Genomic DNA, 17,244 nt, shown 5'->3' with positions numbered 1-17,244 from the left:
GGCGGGGGCCGCCGGCATCCGTTTCTCGCGGCATTTCCGTTTCTGGCGACGGACCGCGTCAGCTCACTTCTTCTTGCCGGCGGCGCGGCGCTGGGCGCGGTTCTGCGGGGCGGGCGCGGCACCGGATGCCGCGGACTCGGTCCGCTGCCCGAACGCGCCGCGCGCTGCTTCCGCCGGAGCGGCGGCCCCGCCGACGCCCCCACCGGCACCGGCGGCCTGCGCGGCCGCCGCCTGCGCGGCGGCGGTGCGCAGCTTCGACGTCGCGGCCTGCTGCACCTGGCCGCGGTCGTTGCGCACCTCGACCTCGCCGGCGTCGTTCGCGGCGGTGTACTGCAGCTTCTGCGCCTCGACCGACGGCGCGGTCAGGCCCTTCGCCTCGACGCCGTCGCCCGCCGCGCGGACCTCGACGTCGAGGTTGTAGAGGAAGCCGACCGACTCCTCCTTGATCTGGCCCATCATGGCCTGGAACATCTGGTAGCCCTCGCGCTGGTACTCGATCAGCGGGTCGCGCTGGGCCATCGCCCGCAGGCCGATGCCGTCCTTGAGGTAGTCCATCTCGTAGAGGTGGTCGCGCCAGCGGCGGTCGAGCACCTGGAGCACGACGCGGCGCTCCAGCTCGCGCATGGCCGGCTCGCCGAGCTTCTCCTCGCGCGCGGTATACGCGATCTTCGCGTCGGAGAGGATCTCGCGCCCCAGCACCTCGGCGGTGACCCGGCCCTTGCTGCCGCTCTCGGCGACGACCTCGTCGATCGTGACGCTCACCGGGTAGAGCGTCTTCAGCTCGGTCCACAGCGCGTCGAAGTCCCAGCTCTCGGTGTGTCCGGCGCCGGTGTGGTCGTCGATGACGGCCGCGATCGCATCCTCGATGAAGTGCTGCACGCGATCGGAGAGGTCGTCGCCTTCGAGCATGTGCCGGCGGTCGGCGTAGATCGCCTCGCGCTGCCGGTTGAGCACGTCGTCGTACTTGAGGACGTTCTTGCGGATCTCGGCGTTGCGCGCCTCGACCTGGCCCTGTGCGCTCTTGATGGCGCGCGAGACCATGCCCGACTCGATCGCGACGTCGTCGGGGAAGTTCGTCCGCGCGAGAATCGCCTCGGCCGCGCCCGACTGGAACAGGCGCATGAGGTCGTCGGTCAGCGACAGGTAGAACCGGCTCTCGCCGGGGTCGCCCTGACGGCCCGACCGGCCGCGCAGCTGGTTGTCGATGCGGCGCGACTCGTGGCGCTCGGTGCCGAGGACGTAGAGGCCCCCGGCATCCACGACCTTCGTCGCCTCGGTCGCGACGGTCTCGCGCATCGCGGTGTAGACGTCGTCCCACGCGGCCTCGTACTCGTCGGGCGTCTCGACCGGGTCGAGGCCCCGCGCCTTCATCTCCTGCACGGCGAGGAACTCGGCGTTGCCGCCGAGCATGATGTCGGTGCCGCGGCCGGCCATGTTGGTGGCGACGGTGACGGCGCCGAACCGCCCGGCACGGGCGACGATCTCGGCCTCGCGCGCGTGGTTTTTCGCGTTGAGCACCTCGTGCTTGATGCCCTTCTTGGCGAGCAGCCGCGACAGGTACTCGCTCTTCTCGACGCTGACGGTGCCCACGAGCACCGGCTGGCCGGTCTCGTGCCGGCGGGCGATGTCCTCGACGACCTGTGCGAACTTCGCCTGCTCGTTCTTGTAGACGAGGTCGGCCTGGTCCTTGCGGATCATCGGCCTGTTCGTCGGGATCGGCACGACGCCGAGCTTGTACGTCGACATGAACTCGGCCGCCTCGGTCTCGGCGGTACCGGTCATGCCGGCGAGCTTCTCGTACAGGCGGAAGTAGTTCTGCAGCGTGACGGTGGCGAGGGTCTGGTTCTCGGCCTTGACCGGCACGGCCTCCTTCGCCTCGATCGCCTGATGGATGCCCTCGTTGTAGCGACGGCCGACCAGGATGCGGCCGGTGTGCTCGTCGACGATCATGACCTCGTCGTTCATCACGACGTAGTCGGTGTCGCGCTTGAACAGGGCCAGCGCCTTGATCGAGTTGTTCAGGAACGAGATGAGCGGCGTGTTCGCCGACTCGTACAGGTTGTCGATGCCGAGGTAGTCCTCGACCTTCTCGATGCCCGGCTCGAGCACGCCGATCGTGCGCTTCTTCTCGTCGACCTCGTAGTCGACGCCGGCCTCCAGGGTCTTCGCGATCTTCGCGAACTCGACGAACCAGCGGTTGGCCTCACCCGACGACGGGCCGGAGATGATGAGCGGCGTGCGCGCCTCGTCGATGAGGATCGAGTCGACCTCGTCGACGATCGCGAAGAAGTGGCCGCGCTGGACGAGGTCCTCCTTGCGCCAGGCCATGTTGTCGCGCAGGTAGTCGAAGCCGAACTCGTTGTTGGTGCCGTAGGTGATGTCGGCGTCGTACTGCGCGCGGCGCACGTCGGGGGTCTGCCCGGCGATGATCGTGCCCGTCGTCATGCCGAGCGCCCGGTAGACGCGGCCCATGAGCTCGGACTGGTACGACGCGAGGAAGTCGTTCACCGTGATGACGTGCACGCCCTTGCCGGCGATCGCGTTGAGGTACACGGCGAAGGTCGCCGTCAGGGTCTTGCCCTCACCGGTTTTCATCTCGGCGATGTTGCCGAGGTGCAGCGCCGCGCCGCCCATGATCTGTACGTCGTAGGGGCGCTGGCCGAGCGTGCGCTGGGCCGCCTCACGCACGGCCGCGAAGGCCTCGGGCATGAGCTTGTCGAGGGTCTCGCCGGCCTCGTAGCGGGCACGCAGTTCGGCCGTCTCGCCGCGCAGCTCTTCGTCGGTGAGCTGGGCGTAATCCTCTTCGAGGGCGTTCACGGCCTTCACGACCTGCTGAAGGCGCCGGAGGATGCGTCCCTCACCGGCGCGGAGCAGTTTCTCGAGCGGATTGGCCACGGACGATCTCCATCTGTCGGATGCGGGCGGCCTCGGATGCCGCCCGTGCCGCGCGCGACAGGCACAGCACAAAGTGCTATGTTACCGGGCCGTGACCATCGCTTGCTGTGTACGCCGCTGAATCGCCTGTGGACCGGCATCCGCCCCGCCGTCGGGTCACCGGCGCCGCATAGGATCGTGCCATGGCCGGATTCTGGAGCGCCCGCAAGCGAGAGCGCGAAGAACTCGCGTCGCACGACGCACAACAGGGGCAGCGCGCCGACGCCGCCCTCGTCGCCGTGGACGAGCGCGTGCGCACGACGACCGACGAACTCGTCTTCGCCGAACTGGAACTGGGGCGCGACGCCACGCGCGAACTGCGCGAGGCGCTCGCGGCGGTGCGGCACCACCTCGGCGAGGCGTTCCAGCTGAATCAGCTCAACCACGACCACCTCCCCGACACGGCGGACGAGCTGCGCACCCGCAACGCGCGCATCCTCCAGCTGTGCGACTGGGCGCAGGATCTGCTCGATGACCGGCTGCAGGCGCTGGCCGAGCCGATCTCCCGCGCCCGGCGCGCGCCGGAGATCGTCGCCGGCATCCGCGCCGACGTCGCCTCCGGCACCGCACGCATCCCCCGCGCCGAGGCGACCCTGGCGCGCCTGGGCGCACGGTACGCCGACGAGGCGGTGCGCAAGATCGCCCGCAACCCGGCCGAGGCCGCGCAGCTGCTGGAGTTCGCCATCCACGGTGCCGACGTGTCGGCGGCGCGCCGCGAGTCGGGGCAGCGCGAACAGGCGAACCTCGCGCTGGAGACGGCGATCGAGGCGGCGCGGCGCGCAACGACGCTGCTCGACGCCGTCGACGCCTTCGAGATCGAGGCGCTGCGCGCCGAGTCGACGCTGGACGCCATCGTCGACGACTCCCGCGACGACCTCGCCGCGGCGAGAGACCTCGTGCACGTGCCGGCCGTCACGGCGGCGATGACGGCGCTGGAGCAGGAGCTCGCGGCGCTGGCACCGGCCGGCACCCGGCCCGATCCGTTCGCCGAGCTCACCCGGCTGCGCGAGGCGAACGCCGCGCTGGATGCCGCCGTCGACAAGGCCCGCTACCGGGCCACGCACCCCGCGCCGCCCGAGTCGCACGTGCGGCACGCGATCGAGGATGCCGACCGCCAACTGGGCGTCGCCCGCGGCGTCATCTCGGGGCACCGCGGCTGGATCGGCGCCGACGCCCGCACCCGCCTCGCCGAGGCCGAACGCCTCCGGCTCGACCTCGCCGCCGTCGGCGGTCAGCCGATCGTGGAGGACGACCGCGAGCGGGCGCTGGCCGATGCCCGCCGCTGCGGCGCGCTGGCCGCCGAAGCGCTGCAGCTCGCCCAGCGCGACATCGACGCGTCGCGCCCCCGGGACGACGACTGGGGCGGACCGGGGCGGGGAGGCCAGGGCGGCCGCGGACAGCGCGGCGGCAACGATGTGCTGGGCGGCATCCTCGGCGGGATCGTGATCGGCAGCATCCTCGACGGCATCTTCGACTGATCCGGCTGCGCACCGCCGTCGGGCCGGTTCGCCGCCGCAGACGACCCCTGTCCGCGCGCGGCGGCCACCCGCGACGGCGGAGCCCCTATCGGGGGCATCCCCGATTCCACCCTGAATTGCCACCGCGGCGGCATCCGACCCCGTAGGTTCGGAGAAATCCCGTCCCTGCCTGGAGGACCCTATGCTCGTGTGGCGCCGCTGGATCTTCCCGATCCTCATGCTCGTCGTCTGTGGCGCGATCGCCGCGGCGCTCGTCAAACTCGCCTTCTTCCCCGACGAGGCGCAGGCCGCGACCGTCGTCCCCGGCGGGGAGGTCACCGCGCCGACGGTCGCGGTCGAGCGCGGCGCCGTCACCGACGAACTGACCATCGACGGCACCGTCGCCCGCGACGACGCGATCACCGTGCGCTCGGGGGTGGATGCCACCATCACGAGCGTGGCCGTCGGCCAGGGGCAGGCGGTGACCGCCGGCCAGGTGCTGTTCACCGTCAAGGCGAACGAGTGGCCGAACACCGTCACAAACATCGTCGCGCCCGAGGCGGGCGACGTCACGTCGTTCGAGCTCGTCGCCGGGCAGAGCGTGTCGATCGGTGGCGAGGTCGCCAAGATCTCGCCGGCCCGGTTCCACCTCATGGGCACCATCGAGCCCGTGCTGCTGTACCGGCTCGTGGGCGCACCGACCGAGGCGCAGGTGACGATCCAGGGCGGACCCGCCCCGTTCACCTGCACCGGGCTGAAGGTGCAGGTCTCCGAGGACGGCACGACGAGCGTCGTGTGCGCCGTGCCCGGCGACCAGCAGGTGTTCGCCGGGCTCAAGGCGTCGCTCGCGGTGCGGGTCGGGTCGGCCGACGACGCGCTGCTCATCCCCACGACGGCCGTCAAGGGCGGCGCCGGGACCGGCGTCGTCTGGGTCGATGTCGACGGCACCGCCGAGCAGCGCACGGTGAAGCTCGGCGTCACCGACGGCACCGTCGTGCAGGTGACGGAGGGGCTCGCCGAGGGCGACGTCGTGCGCCAGTTCGTGCCCGGCCAGACCTCCGGCGACGAGCCGGTCTGCTACGACGACGGCGCCGGCGGCCAGTACTGCGAACCCGCGGGAATGAGCTGGTGAGTCTCGTCGATCTGCGCGGCGTCACGCGTCACGTCACGCTGCCCGACGACACGCGCCTGGACATCCTGCGCGGCGTGGACCTGTCGGTGGATGCCGGCGACCACGTCGCGATCGTCGGCCGCAGCGGGTCGGGCAAGTCGACGCTGCTGAACATCCTCGGCATGCTCGACCTGCCCTCCACCGGCGAGGTCTTCTTCCGCGGGCGTCCGGTGTTCCACGACGGCACCCGGATGCGGCGCGGCACGCTCGACCGCCTGCGCGGGAGCGAGGTCGGCTTCGTGTTCCAGCAGTTCAACCTGCTGCCCGGTCGCACCGCGACCGAGAACGTCGCGATGCCGCTGGGGTATGCGTCCGGCGCCCAGTTCTGGCGCCGGCGGAGGCTGGCCGAGGAGATGCTCGACCGCGTCGGCCTCAGCCACCGGCTCGACTCGGTGCCCGAGCAGCTGTCCGGCGGCGAGCAGCAGCGCGTCGCCATCGCGCGCGCCCTCGTGCGGCGCCCGGCGCTGATCCTCGCCGACGAGCCGACCGGCGCGCTCGACGTCGAGACCGGCGCCGCGGTCATGACGCTGCTCGACGAGGTCGCCGGCAAGACGGCGGCGGCCCTCGTCACCATCACGCACGACCTGCACGTCGCCGCTCGCGCACGCCGGCACTACCGGCTGGATGCCGGGGTGCTCGCACCCGTCGCGCTGGATGCGGCATCCCGCGAGACCGCCCTCGGCGCCGTCACCGCGCTCGACGCGGGGGTGGACGCGTGAGCGCCGTCGTCGGCGCCCTGAGCGAGGCGTGGGCCGAGCTGCGCCACCACAAGCTTCGGGTGCTGCTGAGCCTCGTCGGCATCGCGGTGTCGGTCGCGGCGATCGCGGCGGTGCTCGCGTTCGGCGACTACATCCGGCAGCAGACGATCGAGCAGTCCGACCGCTACGGCGGCCGGGAGGCGACCATCTCGATCAGCGCGACCCGCACCGACGGCGGCACGCTCGACGGGGCGGCCTTCGACGCCCAGGTGCGCGCGGCGGCCGAACGATTCGGGATCGACCACCTCACTCGGCGCGCCGACCAGCTCGCCGAGCCGGCATCCGTACAGCTGACGGACTTCGTCCGCCCGGTCTCGGTGCGCCTGGCCGACGAGGACTATGCGGTGATCCACCGCACGACGCTGCACGCCGGCCGGTGGTTCACCGACGGCGACGCCGAATGGCTCGCGCCGCCGGTGATCGTATCCGAACCGCTGTGGCAGGCGCTGGGTGCGCCGTCCCTCGGCGCGAACCCCACGCTGCAGCTGCTCGGCGCCCTCGGCGGCACCTACCGGATCATCGGCGTCACGCCCGCGGAATGGGCGGGCGACAACCAGAAGACGATCACGCTCCTCACCGACACCTACCTCCAGCGCGCCGAGACCCTGTCGGCGAACGACTCGATGTCGTGGGAGCTGTGGGTCTCCCCCGACACCGTCGACGCGATCGGTCCCGAGCTGGCGGCGCAGCTGCGGGCGGGGGCCGGCTCCGACGTGCAGGTGAGCCTCAACCGGGCCGACTGGGGCTCGCGCCCGGAGTATCAGCAGCAGGTGGCGATCTTCGAGCTCGTCACGGGGCTCATCGCAGGCCTCGTGCTGCTGCTGGGCGGGCTCGGGCTCGTGAACATCCAGCTCGTCGCGATGCGCCAGCGCATCCGTGAGATCGGCGTGCGCCGCAGCTTCGGCGCCACCAGCGGCCGCATCTTCACGACGGTGCTGCTGGAGAACGTCGTCGCGACGGCGGTCGCGGGTGTCATCGGCATCGCGCTGGCGATCATCGTCATGCGCACCCTCTTCGCCCTGGGCGTCGTGCCGCCGCTGCAGGACAACCCGCCCTTCCCGCTGCGCGCCGCACTGGTCGCCCTCGCCGCCGCCGTCGGCATCGGCGCCGTCGCGGGGTTCCTCCCCGCCCTCGCCGCCGTCCGCGCCAGGGTCATCGACACCCTGCGCTTCTAGACACCGCCGTGCCCGCCTCCCGCCCCCTCGAATGCGTCGCCCCGCGCCCCGCGCCCCCCGCGCCCCGCGCGCCTTCGCGCTGTCGAATCCTGCACGCGCTATCGAAATTTCTGTAGCGCGAGCAGGATTCTGTAGCGCGAGCGGGTTTCTATAGCGCGTGCCGGTATCTGTAGCGCGAGCGGGTTTCTATAGCGCGAGCCCGATTCCGCAGCGGGTGCCGGATTCCGCGGCGCGGCCACCGCGCGGGCCTTCGCGCTGTCGAATCCTGCACGCGCTATCGAAATTTCTGTAGCGCAAGCAGGATTCTGTAGCGCGAGCGGGTTTCTATAGCGCGAGCCGGATTCCGCAGCGGGTGCCGGATTCCGCGGCGGGTGCCGGACTCCGCGGCGCGGCCGCCGCGCGGACCTTCGCGCTGTCGAATCCTGCACGCGCTGTCGAAGTTTCTGTAGCGCGAGCAGGATTCTGTAGCGCAAGCCGGAATGCGCGGCGCAAGCCGGACTCGGTGGCGGGCGCGGACGCGGGCGGGGGCGGGGGATGCCGAGACGACGAGGGGACGGATGCGCGCGGCATCCGTCCCCGTGTCACGGACCCGTCAGGAGGCGAGCTCCTCCTCGACCGGCGGGGCGACGGCGGTCAGAGAGATGACGCCGTAGTCCCAGCCCTTGCGGCGGTAGACGACGCTCGGGTGGTCGCTGCGCGCGTCGATGAACAGGAAGAAGTCGTGGCCAACCAGCTCCATGCGGTCGACGGCCTCTTCGACGGTCATCCACTCCGCGTCGAAGTTCTTCGTGCGGATGACGACGGGCGTGTAGTCCTCTTCGCCGTCCTCGGCGACGATCGGCACCTCGCCGGTCGCGACCGCGCGCAGCGTGTCGATGGACGCCGGCTGCACGTCGATGCCCTCCAGGTCGCCGTGCGCCTTGTCGAAGCGGGCACCCCGCGGGTGGTTGCGCGCGTCGACGCGCTTGTCCTTGGCGCGGCGCAACTGCTCGGCGAGTTTGTCGACGGCGAGATCGAGCGCCGTGAACTTGTCGGCATCCGTGGCCTCGGCACGCACGACGGGCCCCTTGCCGGTGACGGTCAGCTCGACCGTCTCTTCTTCGCGGGAGCCGTTGTGATAGGCCCGATGCGTGACCTTGACATCCAGGCGCTGCGCGCGCGGTGCCAGATTCTGGATCCGGACGGACTTCTCTTCGGCGACCGTGCGGAAGCGATCGGAGATGCTCACCCCGACGCCGACGATGCTGGTTTCCATCCTTGACCTCCTTGTTCCGGTCCGCCCGGTCAAGGGCGGACCCTGAGTTCGCCTTGGTGCCCCCAACGCTAGTGGTGCGCGGGCCCGGTGTCACCTGCGAAATGCCGGGACAAACCGATTGCTCAGGGTTTCGAGGGGGACTTCATCGGCGTCGAGGCGACGGTCGCCGCCGCGACCACGATCGCACCGGCTTCCCGCAGCGCCCGCACGGCCTCGCGGAGGGTCGCGCCGGTCGTGACGACGTCGTCCACGACGACCACCGGCACCCCTCGCACGCCGCGGGCGCGCATCGTCCCGGCGACGTTGCGTGCGCGCTCCGCACGGCCGAGGCTCCGCTGGTCGGCGTGCCCGGCGGTCGTCAGCGCCGCGACCGGCCGCAGGCCGCCGCGTCGCGCGATGAGCCCGGCGACCTCGTAGCCGCGCCGCCGCAGCGCCGCCGGGGACGAGGGCACCGGGACGACGACCGGTTCCGGAGACACCGGCACGGCGCCCCCGGCCGCAGCGAGCGCGCCGCACAGTGCGCCCTCCACCGCACCGTGTACCGCCCCCTGTACTGCCCCGCGCAGTGCCGCACCGAGTGGCCGCGCCAGCCCGGTACGGCCGTCCTCCTTGAACGACCGCAGCACCCGGGCCGGCACGCCGTCGAACACGAGCGCACTGTGCACGGCGACCCCGCCGACGTCGGCCCGCGTCACCCGCACCTCCGCCGCCAGCGCGCCGCGGCACGCCGCGCACAGCGCGACGTCGGGCGCGTCGCATCCCGCGCACCACGTGGGCAGCACGAGCGCGAGCGCCTCTTCGACCGCGTCGCGCACGACGCACACGAGGGATGCCGCTGCCATCCTCCGATCATCGATCATCGCGCCGGGCCGAAAGCGGCGCTGCGCCGATCTGTGGACGGATCGCCCGGATCCGCGGGCTGTGCAGGAGGTTCCGACGACGGCGTGGTGCGCGTCAGTGCGGCATCCCCTGCTGGATGGCGAGCACGAGCACGCCCGACCCGAGGTGCTGCCAGTTCGCGCCGCTCTTCGTGTACAGCTCCCCGTCGGCGTCGCGCAGGCGCACCCCGCCCGACTGCGAGCCGCCGGCGACCGCCGTCGCGGCCGGCGGCGTCCGCAGCATCGAGCCGAACCCGCCGACCTCGTGCGTGTAGAGGTTGTCCTCGCCGTCGTCGGTCGTGAGCACGCCCAGGGTGGCGGCATCGAGCCACGTCAGGGCACCAGCGGGCCCCGGCAGCACCGCCAGCACCTTGGGAGTGCCGAGCGTCACGGGGGCGTGATCCCGGTCACGCTGGATGCCGGCGACCCACAGGGAGTAGTCCTCGCCGTCGCGCACGACGGCGGCCACCTGCGTGCCGTCGCGCGAGACCCGCTGTGCGACGATCTGCGTCGCCCCGGGCCAGCCGCCCGCGACCTGCACCGCCGCGCCGCTGTCGGCGGCGTAGGCGACGACGCCGGCCGGGTCGTCGACGGGAGCGGTCCAGACGAAGCCGAACGGGTCGACCGAGGGGGCGACCAGGCCGCTGCGCGGATCGAGCTGCGACGTCGACCCGTCGGCGCGGGCGACGAGCACGGCGCCGTCGGCGTCGCGGACGGCGGCGAGCGTGCGTTCGGCATCCGTCTCGATCGCGACCACGCCGTTCGCGGCGAGGCCGGTCACCGCGTCGGACAGTCCGGGGATCTCCTCGATCGTGCTGCCCGCGACGAATCCGAAGGCGTCGGCGGTCAGCACGAGGGGGCGCGAGTCGACACGGGTGGAGCGCACCGTGACCGCCTCGGCGGCCAGCCGCTGGTCGCCGACGGTCAGCATGTCGACGCCGGCGATCCCGCCGGTGCCGACCAGGCTCGCCTCCAGCTGCGTCTGCATGCGGTCGAGCACGAGCTGATCCAGCGCACCGGCGCCGTCCTGCAGCGTCACCTCGGCGACGTTGGAGCGCACCGGCACCGCCGCCTGCGCGAGGCGCGCGTCGTCGGTGAACGCCGTGGCCACCGACCCCGCCAGCCACGGGCTCGGCTCGCCGTCGACGAGGGCCTGGGCGATGCGCGTGGCCGCGTAGGCGCGCGGGAACCACCGCTGGTCGGGGACGAGGTAGGTCCACGTCGGGTCGAAGTACATGATCGAGGAGGCGGCGAACACCGCGGCGAAGCGGGTGCGGTCGAGCACGATCCCGTCGGGCGCCTGGCTGATGCGCCACTGGCCGTCGGCCTGCTGCTCGAGCTTGAAGGTCAGCCGGATGTCGCCGGTGTCGCCCGCCGTCGTCAGCTCGCCCGCGGCATCCACCGTCGCGACCGGCGTGACGGTGAGGACGAACTCGTCTTCGGCGACCTCCGCGATCGTGCGCAGGCCCGGGCTGTACACCGTCACCCCGTCCTGCGGCTTCCACTGCCCCGTGAACTCGGGGGTGAGGAACGTCTGCGCGGTCTGCCAGTTGTTGCTGGGCCCGGAGCCGGCCGCGATGAAGCCCTCGACGATCTGCTGCGGCGTCGCGTCCTCCACGGGGCCGTTGGGGATGAAGGCGAAGTCGCTGGTCGTGTCGGCGTCGGCGACGGCGTCGCCGGCGTTGACGGCGCCGGAGGTGGGCAGGCCCGCGCACGCCGTGAGCGCGAGAGCCGCCAGCGCCGACACCGCGGCGGCCAGCATGCGACGGCCGATCATGGCGCCTCCCCCGTCTTCGCGGATGCCTCGGGAATCGTGATCGGCTGCGTCAGGCCGAGGTCTTCCAGCGCCGCGTCGTCGCCGGGGTCGACGGGGATGGGCGAGGCGCCACCGAGATCCTGCCCGCGGCGGGGCAGCGTGAGCACGAAGTTGGTGCCGCGGCCGAGCTCCGACCACACCGCGAGCGTGCCGCCGTGCAGCCGCGCATCGCCCAGCGCGATCGACAGGCCGAGGCCCGTGCCCCCGATCGTGCGGGTGCGCGACGGGTCGGCGCGCCAGAACCGGTCGAAGACCCGCTCGGAGTCGGCCGCGCTCATGCCCAGGCCGTAGTCGCGCACGCCGATCGCGACGGCGTCGCGGTCGCTGTCGACGGTGACGACGATCGGCCGGCCCTCGCCGTGCTCGATCGCGTTGCCGAGGAGGTTGCGCACCACCCGGCGCACCCGGCGCGGGTCCATGTCCACCGGCGAGTAGCCGCCGGGCGCGACCAGGCGCACGTCGGTGCCGTGCTGCTCGGCCAGCTGGTGCATCGAGGCGATGACGTCCTCGGCGAGGTGGGCGAGGCTCGTGGGCTCGTACTCCAGCTGCACCGATCCGGCGTCGTAACGGCTGATCTCCAGCAGGTCGGTCAGCAGCGTCTCGAACCGCTGCACCTGCGCGTGCAGCAGCTCGGCGGCCCGCGCCGTCGCGGCATCGAAGCTCTCGCGCCGGTCGTTGAGCATGTCACTGGCCAGGCGGATCGTCGTCAGCGGCGTGCGCAGCTCGTGCGAGACGTCGGACACGAACCGCTGCTGCACGAGCGAGAGCTCGGCGAGCTCTTTGATCTGCGCCTCGATGCTGTCGGCCATCGCGTTGAACGAGCGGCCGAGGGTCGCGAACTCGTCCTCGCCGCGCACCGGCAGCCGCACGCCCAGATCGCCCGCCGCCAGCGTCGCGCTCGTCTCGGCCGCCTCGGCGATCGGCACCGTGACCGAGCGCAGCACGAACCACGAGATCGCCCCGATCAAGAGCACGAGCCCCGCCCCGACGAGCCACAGCGTCACCTGGACGAACTGCAGCGTCTGCTGCTCGGAGCCGAGGTCGTACGCGAAGTAGAACTCGTACGCGCCGACCTCGGGAAACACGAGCTGCTGCCCGATGACGACCCCGGGCAGCCGCCCGCCGTCCTCCGTCGGCAGACCGATCGACTGCCACCACAGCTTCTCTCCGTCGCCGCGCACGCTGTCGCGCAGCTCGGAGGTGACGAGGTCGGCGATGTCGCCGGATTGGATGTTCTGCGGGGCGATCGCCGACGGCACGCTCGACACGCGGAACGCGGCGATGAGGTCGGTGCCCGCCTGCCGCGACATCGCCTGCACCGAGTTGTCCCACAGGGTCTGCAGCGCGACGGCGTCGCCGGTGACCTGCGCGGCATCCAGGGTGCGCTGCGTGGATGCCGTCGCACGCTGCACCGCCTCCTGCACCTGCTGCACGCGCGACTCGAACAGATCGTTCTGGATGGCCAGGGCCATCGCGACGAACGCCGCGAGAATCGCCAGCGCGGTCAGCCCGAGCGTCACCGCGACCGTGCGGAAGCGCAGCGAGCGCTGCCAGGAGTGCACGACGCGCCGCGGCCACGACCGCCAGTCGGTCAGGGTCGGCACGGTCGCCACGCGCGACGTCACGGCGGTCCGATCAGACGACGGCGCCGGCGCGGTAGCCGACGCCGCGGACCGTCATCACGATCTTCGGGTTGTCGGGGTCGATCTCGACCTTGGCGCGCAGGCGCTGCACGTGGACGTTCACGAGCCGGGTGTCGGCCTTGTAGTGGTAGCCCCAGACCTGCTCCAGCAGCATCTCGCGTGAGAACACCTGCTGGGGCTTGGAGGCCAGCGCGACGAGCAGCTCGAACTCCAGGGGCGTCAGCGCGATGACCTCGTCGCCGCGGCGCACCTCGTGCGCGGCCACGTCGACGACGATGTCGCCGACGCGCAGGAGACCCCCCTCGACGGTCGCCGACTTGGTCGCCGGACGCAGCCGGGTGCGGATGCGGGCGACGAGCTCCTTCGGGTTGAAGGGCTTGACGATGTAGTCGTCGGCGCCGGACTCGAGCCCCCGCACGACGTCGGCGGTGTCGGTGCGGGCGGTGAGCATGATGATCGGCACGCCCGACTCGGCGCGGATGCGGGTGCAGATCTCGATGCCGTCGAGCCCCGGGAGCATCAGGTCGAGCAGCACGAGCTCGGGACGCTGCGCACGCCACACGTCCACCGCCGCGGCGCCGTCGGCGCAGAAGACCGGCTCGAACCCCTCGGTGCGCAGCACGATGCCGATCATCTCTGCAAGTGCCGTGTCGTCGTCGACAACGAGGATGCGGGAAGTCATGGAAACGCGTACGTCCTTTGCGTCGGGCTCACACACCGGGGGCGACTCGCATCCCCAGCGCACTCCACACAGTAGCCGACGAAGCCGCACAGAACGATGAAGCCGGCCCGACCGGCGCCCGAGAGGCACCGTGCCAGGCCGGCATCCAGCGTCGACTACTCCGCGGCGGGCAGCTTGTCGTGCGCGTTGAGCACGCGGAACACGACGGCCGCGACGGCGGCGCCGACGATCGGGGCGATGAAGTACAGCCAGTACGACGCGAAGTCGAACGCGCCGGTGATCGACAGGCCGAGCGCCACGGCCGGGTTGAAGCCGCCGCCCGAGATGGGGCCGAGGCCGACGGCGCCGACGAACACGGTCGAGCCGATGGCGAGGCCGTAGAACGAGTTGTTCGGGTGGTCCTTGCTCGTGGCCACGTTGAGCACGACGAAGGCGAGGGCGAACGTGCCGAGCGCTTCGGCGAGGAAGGCGGGGCCCACCTCGATCGCGGCCGGCGCCTCGGCGGCGGGCCACAGCGCGAAGCTCAGCGCGGCGGCGAGCGCGCCGCCGATCAGCTGCGCCACGATGTAGACGCCCGCTCCCGCGACGTCGATCGCCCCGCGCAGCCACACCGCGACCGTGACGGCCGGGTTCAGGTGCGCGCCGGAGATGTGGCCGGTGGCGAAGACCATGACCATCAGGGCGAAGCCGATGGCCAGCGGCGTGAGGGCGCTGCCGCTGTTGACCGCCGCGATGATGGCGGAGACGAAGACGAATGTGCCGACGAGTTCGGCAACCGCACTGCGAACAATGCCGGTCATGGGGTACTCCTTAGGTTGAGGGCCGGGAACGTCGCCCCGGCGCATCAAGGGTAGAGCACGTTCAGCTTTCTCCCAGGTATTCCACGCCGTGTCGCCCTGCTCAGTACCGGTAGTGCTCCAGTTTGTACGGCCCCTCGACCGGCACGCCGATGTAGGCGGCCTGCTCGCCCGTCAGCGTCGTGAGCCCGACCCCGAGCGCGGGCAGGTGCAGGCGGGCGACCTTCTCGTCGAGCACCTTCGGGAGCACGTGCACGCCCACCGGGTACTCGTCGCGCTTCGTGTACAGCTCCAGCTGGGCGAGCACCTGGTTCGTGAACGACGCGCTCATGACGAACGACGGGTGCCCGGTCGCGTTGCCGAGGTTCAGCAGGCGGCCCTCCGAGAGCACGAGGATGCTGGTGCCGCCCGGCATCCGGTATTCGTGCACCTGGGGCTTGATCTCGATCTTCGCCACGCCCGCGAGGGATTCGAGCCCCGCCATGTCGATCTCGTCGTCGAAGTGGCCGACGTTGCCGACGATCGCGAGGTGCTTGAGCGCCGCGAGGTGGTCGACGGTGACGACGTGCCTGTTGCCGGTGCCGGTGATGAGGATGTCGACCTGGCCTACGACGTCGTCGAGGCGGGCGACCTGGAACCCGTCCATCGCCGCCTGCAGGGCGCAGATCGGGTCGATCTCGCCGATGATGACGCGCGCACCCTGGCCGCGGAGGGCCTCGGCGGCGCCCTTGCCGACGTCGCCGTAGCCGACGACGAAGGCGACCTTGCCGCCGATGAGCACGTCGGTGGCACGGTTGATGCCGTCGGGCAGCGAGTGGCGGATGCCGTACTTGTTGTCGAACTTGCTCTTGGTCACCGAGTCGTTGACGTTGATGGCGGGGAACAGCAGCGTGCCCTCGGCGGCCAGCTCGTACAGGCGGTGCACGCCGGTGGTCGTCTCTTCCGTGACGCCGATGATCTGCTCCGCCATGCGGGTGAACCGCTGCGGGTCGCGCGCGAGGCTCGCCCGCAGGGTGTCGAGGACGATGCGGTACTCGGCGGAGTCGCCGTCGGTGGCCGCGGGGACCGCGCCGGCGCGCTCGAACTCGACGCCCTTGTGCACGAGGAGCGTCGCGTCACCCCCGTCGTCGAGGATGAGGTTGGGGCCGTCGTAGCCCTCGGCGGACCAGTCGAAGATGCGGTCGGCGAGCTGCCAGTACTCCTCGAGCGTCTCGCCCTTGAACGCGAACACCGGGATGCCGGCGGGGTGGGCGGCCGTCCCGTGCGGGCCGACGGCGACCGCCGCGGCCGCCTCGTCCTGCGTGGAGAAGATGTTGCAGCTGGCCCAGCGCACCTGGGCGCCGAGCGCCACGAGCGTCTCGATCAGCACGGCCGTCTGCACCGTCATGTGCAGCGAGCCCGCGATGCGGGCGCCCGCCAGCGGCTGAGCGGGCCCGAACTCCTCGCGCAACGCCATGAGACCCGGCATCTCGTTCTCGGCCAGCCGCAGCTGGTGACGACCGGCCTCGGCGAGGCTCAGGTCGGCGACGACGAAGTCATGGGTGGCGGTAGCAGTCGGCATCCCCCCATCCTCCCACGCGGGCGCCCGGGGCGCGTTCCCGCGAGACAGCATCCGTGCACCGAGACTGCTGCTGCCGACTGCTGTTTCGGTGCACCGATGCCGTCTCGCGGTGGGTGAGGGGGTGGCGGCGAGTTAGACGCGGAGCGTCTCGTGGCGGACGACGACCCAGCCCTTGGGGACCGACAAGCGGTCGGTGTGGACGGCGCACAGGTCGTGGGCGTGCGGGTCGGCCGCGGCGCCGAGGGGGCCGAGCGCCGCCATCTGGTCGCCGTAGTCGTAGGTCAGGGTCGTCACGGCCTCGCGGGCGCAGCCCACCTTCGAGCACAGTCTGGATCGCATCGGCTTCACCGTAGCCGTCGTCGGCCAGGCGGCCGCGCTGCCGCGCCGGTCGTGTGCTGATTGCGGCACCGACCGCCTGCCCATTCCGCGCCGGTCGACAGCCGAGCGCGTGCCAAAAGCAGGGTCGATCGGCACTTCGCACCCGAAAACGGCCCCCGAACGCCACTTCAGCCTGCGTTTGGCGCACGACTTGGTGGTTCCGCCGATAGTTCGCCCCGCGACGAGCGCAGCGAGGAGACGAAACGCGGTTCTCTGCCGATCACGTCGTTTCGTCTCGCTACGCTCGCGGGGCGACCGGCGCCTATCGGCACACGACCTAGACTGGACGGCATGATCCGGCGCCGCGTCCCCTCCCGGTCGGCGAGCGCCGCCGTACGGCGCCCGGCGCGTCACGGCCGGCACGGCCGCGAGGGTCGCAGCCCCGTCGTCCGCCCGCCGCTGCTGCCGCTGGAGACGCGCGACGAGCGGTTCGATTTCGCCGTCGGGACGGCGGCGGAGTTCTTGCGCAGCGCCTGGCCCGAACTGCGCGAGGTGCGCTTCGAAGTCGCCGGGATGCCGATGGCCGCGGACGACGACGGCATCCCGCGGTGGAGCGTGCACGCCGACGAACAGCGCATCGTGCTCTACCGGCTGCCGATCGAGCGGCTCAGCCACCTGCATCGCGAAGACGACCTGCACCGCCGCATGGTCATCGAGGGATGCGTCTTCCGCGCCGCCGCCGAGTACCTCGACCGCGACCCCTGGGATCTCGGCCCGGAACGCTTCCGGTACTTCTGAG

Annotated in this window: 14 protein-coding genes; 5 read left to right on the top strand and 9 right to left on the bottom strand. The window is 71.7% G+C overall.

The genetic code is table 11. From position 1 onward, the window contains the following. Positions 1-63: 63 nt before the first annotated feature. The gene (gene secA / locus QM720_RS08810) at positions 64-2,895 is read right to left on the bottom strand and encodes a preprotein translocase subunit SecA (protein WP_415125738.1); all 2,832 of its coding nucleotides are present in this window, start codon (positions 2,893-2,895) and stop codon (positions 64-66) included. A 182-nt stretch (positions 2,896-3,077) separates the two neighbouring features. Here secA and QM720_RS08805 point away from each other — a divergent pair, with 182 nt between their 5' ends. From QM720_RS08805 to QM720_RS08790, 4 genes are all read left to right on the top strand, one after another. Next, positions 3,078-4,412: a hypothetical protein gene (locus QM720_RS08805; RefSeq protein ID WP_415125737.1), complete on the top strand. Its 1,335-nt coding sequence runs from the start codon at positions 3,078-3,080 to the stop codon at positions 4,410-4,412. Between the two features lie 181 nt (positions 4,413-4,593). Further along, a complete protein-coding gene (locus tag QM720_RS08800; protein ID WP_415125736.1) occupies positions 4,594-5,523 on the top strand; it encodes an efflux RND transporter periplasmic adaptor subunit in 930 nt (309 codons plus the stop codon). Then, complete coding sequence (locus QM720_RS08795) at positions 5,520-6,281, top strand: ABC transporter ATP-binding protein (protein ID WP_415125735.1); 762 nt, start codon at positions 5,520-5,522, stop codon at positions 6,279-6,281. The genes QM720_RS08800 and QM720_RS08795 overlap by 4 nt, the downstream gene beginning before the upstream one ends. Next, positions 6,278-7,495, top strand: coding sequence for an ABC transporter permease (locus tag QM720_RS08790; RefSeq protein ID WP_415125734.1), 1,218 nt, complete (start codon positions 6,278-6,280; stop codon positions 7,493-7,495). The genes QM720_RS08795 and QM720_RS08790 overlap by 4 nt, the downstream gene beginning before the upstream one ends. Positions 7,496-8,087: 592 nt before the next feature. Here QM720_RS08790 and hpf read toward each other — a convergent pair. The 8 genes from hpf to QM720_RS08750 form a co-directional block, all read right to left on the bottom strand. Beyond that, entirely contained in the window at positions 8,088-8,750 is a 663-nt protein-coding gene (gene hpf, locus QM720_RS08785; protein WP_415125733.1) for a ribosome hibernation-promoting factor, HPF/YfiA family, read from the bottom strand. 122 nt (positions 8,751-8,872) lie between these two features. Then, positions 8,873-9,592 (bottom strand): ComF family protein, encoded by a 720-nt coding sequence (locus QM720_RS08780; protein WP_415125732.1) that lies wholly within the window; start codon positions 9,590-9,592, stop codon positions 8,873-8,875. Between the two features lie 112 nt (positions 9,593-9,704). Continuing rightward, positions 9,705-11,405: an LpqB family beta-propeller domain-containing protein gene (locus QM720_RS08775; RefSeq protein WP_415125731.1), complete on the bottom strand. Its 1,701-nt coding sequence runs from the start codon at positions 11,403-11,405 to the stop codon at positions 9,705-9,707. Then, positions 11,402-13,069: an MtrAB system histidine kinase MtrB gene (gene mtrB, locus QM720_RS08770; protein ID WP_415125730.1), complete on the bottom strand. Its 1,668-nt coding sequence runs from the start codon at positions 13,067-13,069 to the stop codon at positions 11,402-11,404. Before mtrB ends, QM720_RS08775 begins: the two co-directional genes overlap by 4 nt. Positions 13,070-13,079: 10 nt before the next feature. After that, a complete protein-coding gene (gene mtrA, locus QM720_RS08765) occupies positions 13,080-13,769 on the bottom strand; it encodes an MtrAB system response regulator MtrA (protein WP_415125729.1) in 690 nt (229 codons plus the stop codon). Between the two features lie 155 nt (positions 13,770-13,924). Continuing rightward, positions 13,925-14,569: an MIP/aquaporin family protein gene (locus QM720_RS08760; RefSeq protein ID WP_415125728.1), complete on the bottom strand. Its 645-nt coding sequence runs from the start codon at positions 14,567-14,569 to the stop codon at positions 13,925-13,927. A 100-nt stretch (positions 14,570-14,669) separates the two neighbouring features. After that, a complete protein-coding gene (ahcY, locus tag QM720_RS08755; RefSeq protein WP_415125727.1) occupies positions 14,670-16,127 on the bottom strand; it encodes an adenosylhomocysteinase in 1,458 nt (485 codons plus the stop codon). A gap of 132 nt (positions 16,128-16,259) precedes the next feature. Next, positions 16,260-16,466 (bottom strand): DUF3499 family protein, encoded by a 207-nt coding sequence (locus tag QM720_RS08750; RefSeq protein ID WP_415125726.1) that lies wholly within the window; start codon positions 16,464-16,466, stop codon positions 16,260-16,262. Positions 16,467-16,796: 330 nt separating this feature from the next. Between QM720_RS08750 and QM720_RS08745 the strand changes: the two genes are divergently transcribed. Then, entirely contained in the window at positions 16,797-17,243 is a 447-nt protein-coding gene (locus tag QM720_RS08745) for a metallopeptidase family protein (protein ID WP_415125725.1), read from the top strand. Position 17,244: the final 1 nt, after the last annotated feature.

Source organism: Microbacterium sp. (assembly GCF_047602155.1).
Lineage (GTDB): Bacteria > Actinomycetota > Actinomycetes > Actinomycetales > Microbacteriaceae > Microbacterium.
The sequence above is the reverse complement of the archived record's forward strand: the minus strand, read 5'-3'. Positions and strand labels throughout refer to the sequence as shown.

Coding starts and splice junctions, on each gene's coding strand:
- QM720_RS08750 (WP_415125726.1), bottom strand. CDS start 16,466: ATGCGATCCAGACTGTGCTCGAAGGTGGGCTGCGCCCGCGAGGCCGTG.
- mtrA (WP_415125729.1), bottom strand. CDS start 13,769: ATGACTTCCCGCATCCTCGTTGTCGACGACGACACGGCACTTGCAGAG.
- QM720_RS08760 (WP_415125728.1), bottom strand. CDS start 14,569: ATGACCGGCATTGTTCGCAGTGCGGTTGCCGAACTCGTCGGCACATTC.
- QM720_RS08805 (WP_415125737.1), top strand. CDS start 3,078: ATGGCCGGATTCTGGAGCGCCCGCAAGCGAGAGCGCGAAGAACTCGCG.
- QM720_RS08800 (WP_415125736.1), top strand. CDS start 4,594: ATGCTCGTGTGGCGCCGCTGGATCTTCCCGATCCTCATGCTCGTCGTC.
- QM720_RS08780 (WP_415125732.1), bottom strand. CDS start 9,592: ATGGCAGCGGCATCCCTCGTGTGCGTCGTGCGCGACGCGGTCGAAGAG.
- ahcY (WP_415125727.1), bottom strand. CDS start 16,127: ATGCCGACTGCTACCGCCACCCATGACTTCGTCGTCGCCGACCTGAGC.
- QM720_RS08745 (WP_415125725.1), top strand. CDS start 16,797: ATGATCCGGCGCCGCGTCCCCTCCCGGTCGGCGAGCGCCGCCGTACGG.
- hpf (WP_415125733.1), bottom strand. CDS start 8,750: ATGGAAACCAGCATCGTCGGCGTCGGGGTGAGCATCTCCGATCGCTTC.
- QM720_RS08775 (WP_415125731.1), bottom strand. CDS start 11,405: ATGATCGGCCGTCGCATGCTGGCCGCCGCGGTGTCGGCGCTGGCGGCT.